10 protein-coding genes are annotated in these 14297 nt (G+C 56.4%); 5 read left to right on the forward strand and 5 right to left on the reverse strand.

The features are described from left to right. The first annotated feature begins 28 nt into the window (after window positions 1-28). Window positions 29-847 (forward strand): arginyltransferase, encoded by an 819-nt coding sequence (locus WG622_RS02640; RefSeq protein WP_339402164.1) that lies wholly within the window; start codon window positions 29-31, stop codon window positions 845-847. A gap of 67 nt (window positions 848-914) precedes the next feature. Here the strand turns inward: WG622_RS02640 and WG622_RS02645 are convergent, their stop codons facing one another. The 3 genes from WG622_RS02645 to WG622_RS02655 all read right to left on the reverse strand — a co-directional run bounded on the left by WG622_RS02645 (window position 915) and on the right by WG622_RS02655 (window position 5386). Then, the gene (locus WG622_RS02645) at window positions 915-3269 is read right to left on the reverse strand and encodes a TRAP transporter large permease (RefSeq protein WP_339402165.1); all 2355 of its coding nucleotides are present in this window, start codon (window positions 3267-3269) and stop codon (window positions 915-917) included. Window positions 3270-3288: 19 nt separating this feature from the next. After that, a complete protein-coding gene (locus WG622_RS02650; RefSeq protein ID WP_339402166.1) occupies window positions 3289-4200 on the reverse strand; it encodes a TRAP transporter small permease subunit in 912 nt (303 codons plus the stop codon). 103 nt (window positions 4201-4303) lie between these two features. Beyond that, on the reverse strand, window positions 4304-5386 hold the full coding sequence (locus WG622_RS02655; RefSeq protein ID WP_209356354.1) for a TRAP transporter substrate-binding protein: 1083 nt from the start codon (window positions 5384-5386) through the stop codon (window positions 4304-4306). Between the two features lie 241 nt (window positions 5387-5627). Here WG622_RS02655 and WG622_RS02660 point away from each other — a divergent pair, with 241 nt between their 5' ends. From WG622_RS02660 to ilvN, 4 genes are all read left to right on the forward strand, one after another. After that, a complete protein-coding gene (locus tag WG622_RS02660) occupies window positions 5628-7055 on the forward strand; it encodes a cache domain-containing protein (RefSeq protein ID WP_339402167.1) in 1428 nt (475 codons plus the stop codon). Then, window positions 7055-7696, forward strand: a complete 642-nt coding sequence (locus tag WG622_RS02665; RefSeq protein WP_209356356.1) for a response regulator transcription factor — start codon at window positions 7055-7057, stop codon at window positions 7694-7696. The genes WG622_RS02660 and WG622_RS02665 overlap by 1 nt, the downstream gene beginning before the upstream one ends. 331 nt (window positions 7697-8027) lie before the next feature. Beyond that, window positions 8028-9782: an acetolactate synthase 3 large subunit gene (locus tag WG622_RS02670; protein WP_339402168.1), complete on the forward strand. Its 1755-nt coding sequence runs from the start codon at window positions 8028-8030 to the stop codon at window positions 9780-9782. 12 nt (window positions 9783-9794) lie between these two features. Continuing rightward, a complete protein-coding gene (gene ilvN, locus WG622_RS02675; RefSeq protein WP_209356358.1) occupies window positions 9795-10358 on the forward strand; it encodes an acetolactate synthase small subunit in 564 nt (187 codons plus the stop codon). A 112-nt stretch (window positions 10359-10470) separates the two neighbouring features. Here the strand turns inward: ilvN and prfB are convergent, their stop codons facing one another. Beyond that, window positions 10471-11598, reverse strand: a complete 1128-nt coding sequence (prfB, locus tag WG622_RS02680) for a peptide chain release factor 2 (RefSeq protein WP_339402169.1) — start codon at window positions 11596-11598, stop codon at window positions 10471-10473. A 93-nt stretch (window positions 11599-11691) separates the two neighbouring features. Beyond that, window positions 11692-14244, reverse strand: a complete 2553-nt coding sequence (locus WG622_RS02685; protein WP_339402170.1) for a penicillin-binding protein 1A — start codon at window positions 14242-14244, stop codon at window positions 11692-11694. Window positions 14245-14297 lie beyond the last annotated feature (53 nt).

Raw genomic sequence — 14297 nt, forward strand, 5'->3', positions numbered from 1 at the left:
GGTTTAGTTTAACTGCTGCTCGACCCAAATGCGCCATTCTCTGCCTCTTGCACCGCAATTTTATGTGACCGCTCCGCAACCCTGCCCTTATCTCGAGGGTCGGATGGAACGGAAACTGTTCACCGCTTTGCAAGGTGACAATGCGCAAGAGTTGAATGACGCTCTATCTCAGCAAGGGTTCCGTCGTTCGCAGAATGTGCTCTATCGGCCATCCTGTACCGATTGTAATCTTTGTTTTTCTGCCCGCATCGATGTGTCCAAGTTCACGGCCTCTCGTGGTCAGAAACGCATCATGAAGAAAAACCAGCATCTGGGTCGCCGCCCGACGTCACCTTGGGCGACCGAAGAGCAATTTGATCTGTTCCGAACATATCTGGACGCGCGCCATTCGGATGGCGGCATGGCCGATATGGATGTGTTCGAATTCGCCGCCATGGTCGAAGAAACACCGATCCGCTCGCGTGTGATTGAATACCGCGACGAGGAAAGCGACGATCTGACGGCGGTCTGTTTGACGGATGTGCTCGAAGATGGCGTCAGCATGGTCTACAGCTTCTTTGCGCCAGAATTGCAGAAACAGAGCCTTGGCACCTTCCTGATCCTCGATCACATCTATATCGCGCGCGACGTTGGCCTACCTTATGTCTATCTCGGCTACTGGGTGCCGGGCAGCAATAAGATGGACTATAAGGCGCGGTTCTCTGGCCTTGAGATCTTCACCGACGGCAAATGGCAATCGTATGATACGCTAAAAGATGACGAGAGCTTGCACCGTCGCGGCGCGTCTGAATCCATTGCTCAGCAAGTGTCTAACATCTCTCTACCAGATCCAAGTATTCGAAAGTAATACAACAGCTTACATAGAAAAGGCCCCCGAAATTGGGGGCCTTTCTTTTTGTGATTGTCGCTTTGTCTTAGCGCCCGATCAGATCCGGCAGGATCGTCACGATCGATGGGAAGAACCACAAGAGTGCCAGCCCCGCGACCTGGATCAACACAAACGGTATGATCCCGCGATAGATGTGACCCGTTGTCACCGAGCTTGGCGCAACCCCACGCAGGTAGAAGAGCGCAAAGCCAAACGGTGGCGTCAGGAACGACGTCTGCAGGTTCACAGCCACCATGATCGTGACCCATTTTGGATCAAACGTACCGCCATAAATGACCGGCCCAACAATCGGGATCACGATGTAGATGATCTCGAGGAAGTCGAGCACGAAGCCCAGCACAAAGAGCACCAGCATCACGATCAAGAAGACCGTCAGCTCGTTGTCAAAGCTCTTGAGGAACTGCTGGATATAGTGCTCGCCACCAAAGGAGATCACCACCAGGTTCAAAAGCTGCGAGCCGATGAGGATGGTAAAGACCATCGAGGTCACCTTGGCCGTTTCCCGCACGATGGGGCTCAGAACCTTACCACGCAGCAGCACGTAGCAGCTGTAGAGAATGCCGAACATCGAGAAGAGATAGGCACCATAGGCTGCAAAGAAGGCCACGTAGCTTTCAAAGGCCACCTCAGGCTGGTTGATGCGCAGATCAAAGTTGATGCCAATCAGGATCATCACAATGATCGAGAAGCTCGCCCAGATGATCAGCTTGCCGGATTTTTCCTCATCCGCCAGACGGCGATAGGCCGCCAGCAGCAATGCACCCCCTGCCCCAAGCGCCGCGGCAGGTGTTGGGTTGGTGATACCACCAAGGATGGACCCTAGCACCGCCACGATCAGAACCAGCGGTGGGAACACCACGCGCAAGAGTTCGTTCTTCGACAGAAGGCCACCTGCATAGGTCATGCCATAGCCCATGATTGCAAATGGGATCACCATCAGGATCACGGTGACGCCCGCACTGGTCGTTGGCGTGATCAAGAGAAGATCAACCAAGAACATCAGCGCGCCACCGGCCAGACCGATGTAAAGCCGACGTGGATCCGCACTTGGAGCAACACCGCGTGCGGTGGTCAGAACCAGAGCAAAGAGAACAACCAGCGTCGCGATACCCGAGCCAATCGGCGCGGCCGCTTCAACGCGTTCCGCAAAGATCGCCGCGCGTTCTTCGTCGGTCAGCTTGGTAGATTCTTCCAGACCGCCTTGAGCGTCAATCGCTGCCTGTTGAGCAACAGCTTCGTCCCATGCCAACTGACCATGCAGATCAATCATCGAGGCTTTACACTCGTCAGACACGGTAGTCCGCAGAGACGCCGCTTCACCACGATCTGAGAAGCTGTCCACAACGATGGTCTGGCTGCCGATCACATTGACGGATGACAAGAGGATCGCACCGCCGATCAGGGCCGCGGGCACACCAAGGAACCAGATCAGACCTTCATTGCGGGTGATGACTTCGTTGCCGTCGTTGTCAAAGGTGACGGCTGGCGCCTTGGATGGGTTCATCAGGGCGTAGCCAAAGGCATAGGCCGCATAGAGGAAGGCCAGCATGATGCCCGGAATGAGCGCTGATTGGAACAAAGTGCCGACCGAAAGAACAGCCGGTTCTCCGAGGAAGGTCAACGCGTCCGAGCAGCCAGCGACCTGAGCACGGGTTTCCTGCGCCGCGGAATAGAGATCCCCAGCCAGTGTGCCGAGCAGAACGATAACGATGGATGGCGGAATGATCTGACCCAGCGTACCCGAGGCCGCAATCACACCCGTCGCCAACTCAGGCGAATAGTTGTTGCGCAACATTGTCGGCAAGGACAGGAGGCCCATGGTCACAACCGTCGCGCCCACAATACCGGTGGAGGCTGCAAGGAATGCGCCCACAACCACCACCGACACCGCTAGGCCTCCAGGGAGCGGCCCAAACACACGCGCCATGGTCGTCAACAGGTCGTTGGCGATCTTGGAGCGTTCCAGCGTGATGCCCATCAGAACAAACATCAGCACTGCAAGCAGGGTTTCAATCGATTGACCGGCCAGAACGCGTTCGTTCATTCGGTTGACGATAAAGGAGATGTTGCGGTCCATCGCGGTTTCCCAACCGCTTGGGAAGACCGGCGTGTCATATCTGGGCAGATCCGGATATCTGAATATCGAGATCGTGTCCGATTTGATCCCCTGTGCAATCAGATCCGCATAAGCCGCCGATCCCGTATCAATCGCCTGGTGGATCAACAGACCCGCGCTGTCCAGCGCCGCGATGATCCCGAATGAAATCACCCCCGCACCGCCGATTGCAAAGGCCACCGGGAAGCCAGATAGAATGCCTCCAAAGAGGCAGAGGAAGACGATAATCAGGCCGATTTCGACCCCATCAAGTCCGAATAACATAGTCTTGGTTCCCTATACCTCAGTGCGTGCCTTCGTAGGCTTCTTCACCTTCGCCGAGGCTGTCTCGGTCAAGGTACTTGCCTTCGCTCTCGGGGCCTTCGACGTACTCAAGATATGAGCGGTAGAAGAAGGCGATCGCATGCAGGAACACGAGGCCTGCGAATGCAACGAGCAGGATTTTGAACAGGAAGTAGGCGTTAAACCCGTTGGGCGAGAAGCCGATGGTTTCTACGTTCCACTTCAGAATGCGCGACTTGCGCATCAATAGATCGATCTGATCGGATGCCGAGACCTTCGGGGTCACAAGGTGACGCCACATAAAGTACCAGCCATACATCCAAGTGATCACAGCGGCAGGCATCATGAAAATCAGAGAGCCGACCATGTCGATGATCTTCTTGGTGCGATAGCTGACCGCGGAGTAGACAAGGTCCACTCGCACGTGCCCGCCCTGGGCAAACGTATAGGTCGCACACATCGCAACGATCATCGCATTGTAAAGCTTCAGCTCTTCGGCCCACCAGCTCACGTCTTGGCTAAAGGTGCTGCCAAAGCCGAAAGAGATCTGCGCCGCGGTAAAGATCCGCTGCATGAAGACGATGACGATCTGCTGCAGCACCATCAAAAGGCCAGCCCAGGCAAAGAACCGCCCGATCCCGTTCGCAAGGCCCTCCAGAACGCGCACGGACCGCCACATAATGGCGCGGCGCCAGAGGCCTGCTGCTGTCAGAAAAATGAATGCCGTGAAGACGACAAAGAAAAACTCTTTAGATCCGCCATAATAGACAAAGCGCATCAAGGCCTGTTTGTCCTCGGTGGTTTCCAGCCCACCGGTCCAGCTCAGCCACAAAGCCGGTTGCGTTAACGCCGCGAAGAAATCCGTGAAAGCGGACCCTAGGCTTGCGAATAACCAGACGATCGCGTCCAGCATGATCCCCAATTCCCTCAGTTTAGTGTGATTAAGTGCTGTCGCGTAAAATGTTGGGGCCCACGGGCAACACCCGAAGGCCCCCTATTACGTCAGCCGTCAGGCCTTAGCCCAGAACGCGGTCACGTTGTGCGCGGTATGCGCCAACGGAGTCGGTCAGCCAGCCAGAGGACGCTTTCATGGATGCGGTGTAGTCGTCGTAGATCTTCTTGAAGATCTCGTCGCCCATGAACTCGTCATAAACCTGCTGGGACGCGGTGCCCATTGCATCCCAAACGCTGTCTGGGAATTCCAGAACCTTAACGCCACCGGCTTTCAGACGCTCAAGCGCTGCACCGTTGTTGTTCAGGTACTGAGACAGGTTCCATACGTTCGCGTGGCCAGCAGCAACTTCAACAGCTGCCTGCTGAGACGCGCTCAGGCTTTCGAACACTTCGCGGTTCATCGCAACGGACAGACCCGCCGCTGGCTCGTGGAAGCCCGCAGTGTAGTAGAACTTGGTGATTTCCTGGAAACCAGCCTTTTCGTCCGCCCAAGGGCCGATCCACTCGGTACCGTCGATCGCGCCGGATGCCAGCGCTTGGTACACTTCAGCACCTGGAAGGTTCTGAACGGATGCGCCCATGTAACCCAGCGCTTTACCGCCGAGGCCTGGCATACGGAACTTCAGACCGTTGAAGTCTTCTGGGCCAGTGATTTCCTTACGGAACCAGCCACCCGCCTGTGTACCGGTGTTACCCGCCAGGAAGGACTTCAGACCAAAGATTTCGCCCAGCTCGTCATGCAGAGCGTGGCCGTTGCCGTGGTAGTACCAGTTGTTGAGTTCAGTCGCGGTCATGCCGAAAGGCACGCCGGTGAAGAACGCAAAACCTGGGTGTTGGTTGACGAAGTAGTAGTCCGCCGCGTGATACATGTCAGCCTGACCTGCAGTCACCGCGTCAAATACTTCGAATGCGCCAACGAGTTCGCCCGCTGCTTTCACGTCGATGGTCAGCTGACCGTCGGTGATTGCTGTGACGTTTTCCGCAGTCTTAACAGCCGCGTCAAAAACACCTGCGAGGCCACGGCCCCAAGATGTTACCATGGTCAGGGTGCGTTTGCCCTGAGCATAGGCTGGTGCCGCCAGAGTGGACGCTGCTGCTGCAGAGCCACCGAGTGCAGATGTTCTCAGAAAAGAACGACGATCCATAGAATGTACCTCCCGATTTCTATTTAGCCACGCACATAACTCCGTGCGGTGGCGGATCTCAGTGTGCCGAGCCTAGACGCAGCGGGGGTCAAGATAAAATACCAACAACTACGTAGGGACAGCCGAAAACTGCGTAGAAAAGCTGCAAATGCCCGAAATTACGCACAAAAAATATATGGAATTGACGCCGCCTAAGGGTTTCAAGCTATGGTTCGAGCGCAATTCCACCCATCGAATCGTGATGTTTCGCTTACTAAATCTCTTCCGGCTGTCTTACGGCCAACAGCTTTTCTTGCTTGCGACACTGCCGTTGATCATGGCGGTGGCGGCGATTTCTATTCTGGTGACCATTCAATCACGCGCCTTGGCGGAACAAGAGATCAAGTCGCTTGAGGTGCAGTTGATCGAGGCCAAGAAGGCCGAGCTGAAAAACTACCTCTCTATTGCACGGACCGCTTTCGGCAATATCTACGGGCCCGCCCTACCCGACAACGAGGCAGCGATGCTTGAGGTGACGCAGGTGCTGTCGGCCATGATCTACGGACAGGACGGTTATTTCTTTGTCTTTGATTATGACGGCAACAACCTTGTGAGCCCTCGTCAAACAGAGCTGATCAACAAGAACTGGGCCGGTCTACGTGATCGCAATGGGATTGAGATCACCGACCGGCTTATCGAAATCGCCCGTACAGGCGGCGGCTATCACACCTTTGACTGGCCCAAACCCAGCACCGGAGAAACCGCGACGATGGTGTCCTATTCTGTAGGCTTGCAGGATTGGCGCTGGGTTGTCGGCACCGGCATTTTTATCGACGATGTTCAAGCGACTGTCGCCGCGGCCCGTGCTGGCGTGGAGCAACGGATCCGAACGACGTTCTTCTATATTCTCGGCATTGCCCTGGCCGCCGTTCTGTTGGTCTTTGCCTCTGGTCTCACGCTCAATATCCGCGAACGTCGCCTTGCAGATGTGAAGCTCAAAGCCCTCACCCAGCGGGTCTTTGACGCCCAAGAAGAAGAGCGCGGCCGCGTGGCGCGCGAGTTGCATGACGGTATTTCCCAGATCCTTGTTGGCGTCAGATACGCCTTGGACGCAGCCCGCCGCCGCCTCGCACGCGGCGATGAAAAGGCCGGAGACTCTTTGGATACAGGCATGGAGCACCTTTCTACAGCCATTCAAGAAGTTCGTCGTATTTCCAGAGACTTACGGCCCGGAGTTCTCGATGACCTTGGACTTGGCCCCGCACTTAAAGCTTTGACTGAAGAATTTGGCGAAAGAACCGGAATTAAAACAGAATTTCACACTGTACCGTTCCGCAATCGTCTGCATGCGGACGCGAAGTTCTCCCTCTATCGTATTGCACAAGAAGCACTAACCAATATCGAGCGCCATTCCGGCGCAACCGATGTTTCCATCGACGTGCGCAGCCACAAACGTGGCGCGACTTTGCGCATCAGCGACAACGGGCGCGGCTTTACCCAGTCGCGTGACCGGTCCAAACAATCCAGCGGCTTGGGGCTGCGCAACATGCAGGAACGCATCGAACAGCTGAACGGCACGCTTCGCATTCTGTCGAGCAAATCTGGTACAGTGATCGAAGCCGAAGTCCCCCTCGCCCAGGTCCTCAACGCGGATGCCGTGGATGAGACCACTGAAAGAAAGGCCAATTGATGAGTGCAACCAACGTAGTGATTGTCGATGACCACCCGATGGTCGCGCAGGGCATTCAAGCGATCCTCGAGAGCTATGACGACATCGAGGTCTCGGCCACGCTTTCGAATGGCCGAGAGGTCATTGAGCACCTCAAAACCCATGAGGCCGATGTGGTCCTGATGGACCTAAATATGCCCGACATCGGCGGGTTGGCGGCAACGGAAATGGTCCTCGAGACCGCGCCCGATACCCGCATCCTGATCCTCTCGATGCACGACAGTCCCGAATATATCGCGACCGCCCTGCAACATGGCGCTCGGGGCTATGTCCTAAAGGACGTGCCGACCGAGGAGATCAAAACCGCCATCGACACGGTGATGCGCGGGGAACGCTACCTCTGTACCGGTGCGAAATTCTCACTCGAGCCGCAGGATGACGAGGCACGCGAACAGCTCACCAGTCGAGAACAAACGGTGCTGCTGCAGCTCTCTCAGGGTAAATCCAACAAGGAAGTCGCACTCGAACTCAACATCTCGGTGCGCACGGTCGAGACCCACCGCAAGAATATCAAATCGAAACTCGGCATCAGTTCGACCGCCGGACTGACTCGTTATGCGATGGAACATGGGCTTTTGCAGGGTCCGGGGATCGGTTATTAGCCCGAAAACCCGCCCAAAACTCACATAAATTACCACGAACTACATCATTCTTTATCAAAGTTGCGCAAATTGGCGTCGCATTGGTAATTTAATGTCCATATTTTTGCGGAAATTTCCGTTTTCTTGGTTGACGCCCCTTATCCACAGCCATAATGTCGCCCGCGAACGCAAGAAGGACCCAACGGATGCGCGACCTAGTCGTCATTGTAGGAAATAGGCGCATGGACCGGTAACGGACACCATAATGGAAACCATGCGCCCCCGAGATCCTCGGGGGCTTTTTTGTACATAACGCACGCAAAACCGACAAACGGTGTGAACGGAGAAGAAAATGGCACGTCAGATGACCGGCGCGAAAATGGTAGTTCAAGCTCTGAAAGATCAGGGCGTGGACACAGTCTTCGGATATCCCGGTGGCGCCGTCCTACCGATCTATGACGAGATCTTTCAGCAGAATGACATCAAGCACATTCTGGTGCGCCACGAGCAAGGCGCGGTTCACGCAGCCGAAGGCTATGCGCGCTCAACCGGCAAGGTCGGCGTTGCGCTGGTAACTTCTGGCCCAGGCGCGACCAATGCGGTGACCGGTCTGACCGACGCGCTCTTGGACTCGATCCCGATTGTGGTTCTGTCTGGTCAGGTGCCGACCTTCATGATCGGCTCTGACGCTTTCCAAGAAGCAGACACCGTCGGCATCACCCGCCCCTGCACGAAACACAACTGGCTGGCCAAGGAAACCGACACGCTTGCGGAAACCCTGCATCAGGCGTTCCATGTGGCGCGCTCTGGTCGTCCGGGTCCGGTTTTGGTGGACATCCCAAAAGATACGCAATTCGCGTCGGGCACCTACACCACCCGTCAGGAAACCAATACCAGCCACTATGAGCCTCAGCTCAAGGGTGACATCACCGAGATCACGGCGCTTGTCGAACTGATGGAACAGGCTGAGCGCCCTGTGTTTTACACCGGCGGCGGCGTCATCAATTCTGGCCCTGCGGCCAGCCAATTGTTGCGCGAGCTTGTGGACACCACGGGTTTCCCGATCACCTCGACCCTGATGGGTCTGGGCGCCTATCCGGGCTCTGGCAAAAACTGGATCGGCATGCTCGGCATGCACGGCCTTTATGAAGCCAATATGGCGATGCACGACTGCGACCTGATGATCAACATCGGCGCGCGGTTTGATGACCGGATCACTGGTCTGATCTCGGCCTTCTCGCCGAACTCCAAGAAAGCGCATATCGACATCGACCCAAGCTCGATCAACAAAGTCATCCGCGTCGATATCCCGATTGTCGGCGATGTGGGTCACGTGCTGGAAGATATCCTCAAAGTCTGGAAGTCCCGTGGCCGCAAGACCAACAAAGAAGCGGTTGCGAAATGGCAGGCGCAGATCGATCAGTGGCGCGCGATCAAATGTCTGGACTTCAAGCAAGAAGGCAAAACCATCAAGCCGCAGCACGCGCTTGTGCGCCTTGAAGAGCTGACCAAGAAATACGACCGCTACATCACGACCGAGGTCGGCCAACACCAGATGTGGGCCGCACAATACCTGACCTTTGACGATCCAAATCGTTGGATGACGTCTGGCGGTCTGGGCACCATGGGCTATGGCTTCCCGGCCTCTATCGGCGTGCAACTGGCGCATCCTGACGCGCTGGTGATCAACGTCGCGGGCGAGGCCTCGTGGCTCATGAACATGCAGGAAATGGGCACCGCGGTGCAGTTCCGCCTGCCGGTGAAACAGTTCATCCTGAACAACGAACGCCTGGGCATGGTGCGCCAGTGGCAGGAACTGCTGCACGGTGAGCGCTACAGCCACAGCTGGTCCGAAGCCCTGCCCGATTTCGTCAAACTCGCCGAGGCCTTTGGCGCCAAGGGTATTCTCTGCTCAGACCCCGACGATCTGGATGACGCGATCATGGAGATGATTACGCATGACGGCCCGGTTATCTTCGACTGTCTGGTGGAAAAACACGAGAACTGCTTCCCGATGATCCCGTCGGGCAAGCCGCATAATGAAATGCTTCTGGGCGAAGCCGAAACCCAGGGCGTCATCCAATCCGGCGGCGCGGTTCTAGTTTAAGGAAATTCGATTATGGCTGCTCTAAAAATCAAAAAAGGCGCTTCAAGCCACTCCGCCTATAACCTCCGCCCGACCTTCTCGGATGTCGAAGAGGTGCACACGCTGGCGGTCCTCGTGACCAACGAGCCTGGCGTGCTGGCGCGAGTCATCGGCCTCTTCTCGGGCCGTGGCTACAACATCGAAAGCCTCACAGTGGCAGAGGTCGACCACACCGGTCACACCTCGCGCATCACCATTGTCACCAAAGGCAAACCGCAGATCATCGAACAGATCAAAACCCAGCTGGGCCGCATTGTGCCTGTTCATGAGGTGCATGACCTGACAGTCGAAGGTCCATCAGTGGAACGCGAGCTGGGCCTCTTCAAAGTCGCAGGCGAAGGCGACAAGCGCGTCGAAGCCATGCGTCTGGCCGACATCTTCCGCGCCAATGTGGTGGATACGACGCTAGAAAGCTTCGTTTTCGAGCTCACCGGCGCGCCAGAAAAGATCGACGCATTCGCAGATCTCATGCGCCCACTCGGCCTTGTCGAAGTCGCGCGAACAGGCGTTGCTGCGCTCGCCCGAGGCGCACATTAACTAAGCCAAATATCCAAACAAAAATGGGCGCCTAGGCGCCCTTTTTTATGCGATACCGCATCTTTTTCTCTTGCTGAAAGTATCCCGGGGTCTGGGGCAGAGCCCCAGGGAATTAATCCTCAGCCTGCGCATCCGCCCGAGACTTACCAGACACGTTCAACGCCAATGTCGCGGCCATAAACCCATCGAGATCCCCATCCAGAACCCCTTTGGTGTCCGAGGTCTCGTGGTTCGTGCGCAAATCCTTCACCATCTGATAAGGCTGCAGAACATACGACCGGATCTGGTTACCCCAGCCCGCGTCGCCTTTGCTCTCATGCGCCTCGTTGATGGCCGCATTCCGACGATCCAGCTCTTGCTGATAGAGCCGCGATTTCAGAGCCTTCATCGCGATATCGCGGTTCTGGTGCTGAGACTTCTCAGAGCTGGTCACAACGATCCCAGTGGGGATGTGTGTGATCCGCACGGCCGAGTCCGTCGTGTTCACGTGCTGACCACCGGCACCCGAGGAGCGATAGGTGTCGATACGAATATCGGCTGGGTTCACTTCGATCTCGATATTGTCGTCGACCACCGGATAAACCCAGACAGAACTAAAGGACGTATGCCGTTTGGCAGCACTATCAAAGGGCGAAATCCGCACCAGACGATGCACGCCGCTTTCGGACTTCAGCCAGCCATAGGCGTTGTGGCCCGAGATCTTATAGGCCGCCGACTTAATCCCAGCCTCTTCGCCCGAGGTCATGGACTGTAGCTCAACAGTATAGCCGCGCTTTTCAGCCCACCGCACATACATGCGCGCCAGCATCGAAGCCCAGTCGCAGCTCTCCGTGCCACCCGCGCCTGAGTTGATCTCAAGGAAGGTGTCGTTGCTATCCGCCTCGCCATCCAGCAGAGCCTCCAGCTCTTTTTCCGCCGCCGTGATCGCCAGCGCCGCAATGGCCGCCTCGGCCTCTGCGATGACCTCGTCGTCCTCTTCTATCTCGCCCAATTCAATAAGCTCGATGTTGTCCGACAGCTCCGTCTCCAGCTGTTTCACGCCATCAATGGCATCCACCAACAACTGACGCTCGCGCATCAGTTTCTGCGCGGCCTCGGCGTCATCCCAAAGGTTCGGATCCTCAACCCGCGCGTTGAATTCCTCAAGCCGGAATTCCGCGGTCTCCCAGTTCAGCCGCTGTTTCAGCAGATCCACGGATTTCTCGATCTCCGTGACGGTGTTTTGAACCTCGGCGCGCATGGGATTGTCCTGTCTATCATTCTTAATCTGCGTGATAGACCAGAGGCCAAAGAGGGGCAAGCGCCCCTGCCCCCAATCCACCGCTGTTATAGGTTAATAAAGGCCGCCCGAACTGAGCGTGCCGAAAGAGGCGCTTGGCGTCACAACCGTGCTTTCACCCGTCGAGGTGATGACTTCGGTCACGACCTCTGTGTCGACCTCGTCAAAGAGCGGCAGGTTTGAGCCCATCGCAAAGCCGCCGTCAAAGGCCACGCCAAAGACAGGCTCTTCGCCAAGCCGGAAGTATTCCGCCACAACATTGTCTCCAGAGGCCTCAGGCGAGAGCTGTGCACCAGAGAAGCGGTCAATATTGATGAACTGACCACCCGGTGGCACGCGGAAAGCACCGCCGCCGTATTTCTCGACCGCCGCTTGCATGAATTCGTTGAACACTGGCCCACAGGTATTGCCGCCAAAGGTATTGCGCCCCAAAGGTGTCGGCGTGTCATAGCCAATGTAGCAACCCGCCACCATCGTGTTAGTAAAGCCCACGAACCAGACGTCCTTCGCTTCGTTGGTGGTGCCGGTCTTGCCCGCTGCAGGCACATCCAGGTTGATCGCCCGAGAGGCCGAGCCCCGATCCACAACGCCACGCATCATAGAGGTCAGTTGATAGGCGGTGATCGCATCCATAACCCGCTCACGATTGCTGGTGATACGAGGGCTGCTGTCAGCCGCGAGCTCTGCAAAAGCACAGTCCTCGCACGAACGCTGGTCGTGGCGATAAATCGTCTGGCCCGCGCGGTCCTGAACACGGTCCACAAGCGTCGGCTCCACGCGCTCGCCGCCATTGGCAAACATCGCGTAGGCCGCAACCATCTTGTAGAGCGTGGTTTCCTCGGACCCCAATGAGTTCGCAAGGAAGGGGTTCATATCGTCATAGACGCCAAAGCGTTCGGCGTAATCAGCGACGGTTTCCATCCCGATCTCTTTCGCGAGGCGGATGGTCATCAAGTTCCGAGAGTACTCGATCCCTGTTCGCAAAGGCGTAGGGCCATAGAATTTGTCGGACGAGTTTTTCGGCCGCCACAATCCTTCAGGTGTATCGATCTCAATCGGCGCATCGATAACAATTGTGGCCGGAGAGTAGCCACTGTCCAGCGCTGCAGCATAAACGAAAGGTTTGAAACTCGAGCCAGGCTGTCGCCGCGCCTGAGTCGCGCGGTTGAAAACCGACTGCTCGTAGCTGAAGCCACCCTGCATCGCGAGTACGCGACCGTTGTTCACGTCCATGGCCATAAAGCCACCCTGAACCTCTGACACCTGCCGCAAAGACCAGCGTTCAAAGTTGCCGTCTTCGTCTTTCACTTCGCGCACAAGCACCACTTCACCTTCGCGCAAAAGGTCGCCGGCGACCTTGGCTTGCGGGCCGAGTTCATCGTCCTCAAGCTGCTTGCGCGCCCAGGTCACATCGGTTGGGTTGATGAAGTGCCCATCGGCGTCATCTGGCACGCCTTCGATGCCGATACGCGCGTCGCGATTGCCGACAAAAAGCACCACGGCAGGGTGCCATTTTCCGTCCAAATCAATGTCGCGCGGGACTTCGACGTCGCGGAGTGCTTCGCGCCATGCGGCCTCGTCATTCAGCAGATCGGTCGAGATGGTTTTGCCGGTTCCCCGCCAAACACCTTGGTCACGGTCATACTTCTCAAGCGCGTGTCGCAAGGCCGTCGCGGCCACGTTCTGAAGCTCTGGATCAAGCGTCGCGCGTACGGCCATGCCACCGGTAAAGAACTCTTCCTCACCAAAATCGCGGCTCAGCTGGCGGCGGATTTCATCGGTGAAATAGTCTCTGGAAGGCAGCGCAGAGCGGAAGCTGTCATAGTCACCATTTTGAACTGAAAGTAATGGTTGAGCTACTTCAATTTCATAAACGTCTTCAGTGATATAGCCATTTTCCTTCATCTCCTTCAGAACGAAGTCACGCCGACTTAGTAGTCTCTCTTTACGGCGTACAGGATGGAACTGAGATGGCGCTTTTGGCATGGACGCAAGCGTCGCTGCCTCATGCGGCGCAAGCTCTGACAGTGTCTTGTTGAAATAGGTCTGTGCCGCCGCAGCCACCCCATAAGAGTTCTGTCCAAGGAAGATCTCGTTCATGTAAAGTTCGAGGATACTTTCCTTATCCAGCGTCTCTTCGATGCGGGTCGCGAGGATGATTTCTTTTATCTTCCGCTCGATCTGACGGTCGCCAGACAAAAGGAAATTCTTCATCACCTGCTGGGTGATCGTCGACGCACCGCGCACGTTTTGACCGCGGGACCGAACGGCCTCGACAAAGGCCGCCGCAATGCCGCGCGCGTCGTAGCCCGCGTGCTGATAAAAGTTCTTATCCTCGGCCGAAATGAAGGCCTGTTTCACTAGATCCGGGATCTCTTCGGCCGGGACAAAAAGACGCCGCTCTTTGGCGAATTCGTCGATGATGCGCCCTTCGCGGGAATATATCCGGCTGATCGTAGGCGGCTGATACTGCGCCAGGGATTCATGGCTCGGAAGGTCATAGCTATAGATATAGAGCACCGCGCCAATGGACAGGGCGACCACAGCGATCCCCATCGTCACGAATGTGAAGATGCCCCCGAAGAAAGAGAGTATAAATCTAATCACTTTGAACCCTGGCTTGTTGCTGGTTTTGTATAGCTGTGGATGACAAAGGGGTC

The sequence above is a fragment of the Cognatishimia coralii genome (assembly GCF_037478305.1).
Classification (GTDB): Bacteria; Pseudomonadota; Alphaproteobacteria; order Rhodobacterales; family Rhodobacteraceae; genus Cognatishimia; species Cognatishimia coralii.

Bases quoted from the DNA above. Each gene is read 5' to 3' on its own strand.
- WG622_RS02665 (WP_209356356.1), top strand. From the start codon at position 7,055: ATGAGTGCAACCAACGTAGTGATTGTCGATGACCACCCGATGGTCGCG.
- WG622_RS02640 (WP_339402164.1), top strand. From the start codon at position 29: ATGCGCCATTCTCTGCCTCTTGCACCGCAATTTTATGTGACCGCTCCG.
- WG622_RS02650 (WP_339402166.1), bottom strand. From the start codon at position 4,200: ATGCTGGACGCGATCGTCTGGTTATTCGCAAGCCTAGGGTCCGCTTTC.
- prfB (WP_339402169.1), bottom strand. From the start codon at position 11,598: ATGCGCGCCGAGGTTCAAAACACCGTCACGGAGATCGAGAAATCCGTG.
- ilvN (WP_209356358.1), top strand. From the start codon at position 9,795: ATGGCTGCTCTAAAAATCAAAAAAGGCGCTTCAAGCCACTCCGCCTAT.
- WG622_RS02670 (WP_339402168.1), top strand. From the start codon at position 8,028: ATGGCACGTCAGATGACCGGCGCGAAAATGGTAGTTCAAGCTCTGAAA.
- WG622_RS02655 (WP_209356354.1), bottom strand. From the start codon at position 5,386: ATGGATCGTCGTTCTTTTCTGAGAACATCTGCACTCGGTGGCTCTGCA.
- WG622_RS02645 (WP_339402165.1), bottom strand. From the start codon at position 3,269: ATGTTATTCGGACTTGATGGGGTCGAAATCGGCCTGATTATCGTCTTC.
- WG622_RS02660 (WP_339402167.1), top strand. From the start codon at position 5,628: ATGTTTCGCTTACTAAATCTCTTCCGGCTGTCTTACGGCCAACAGCTT.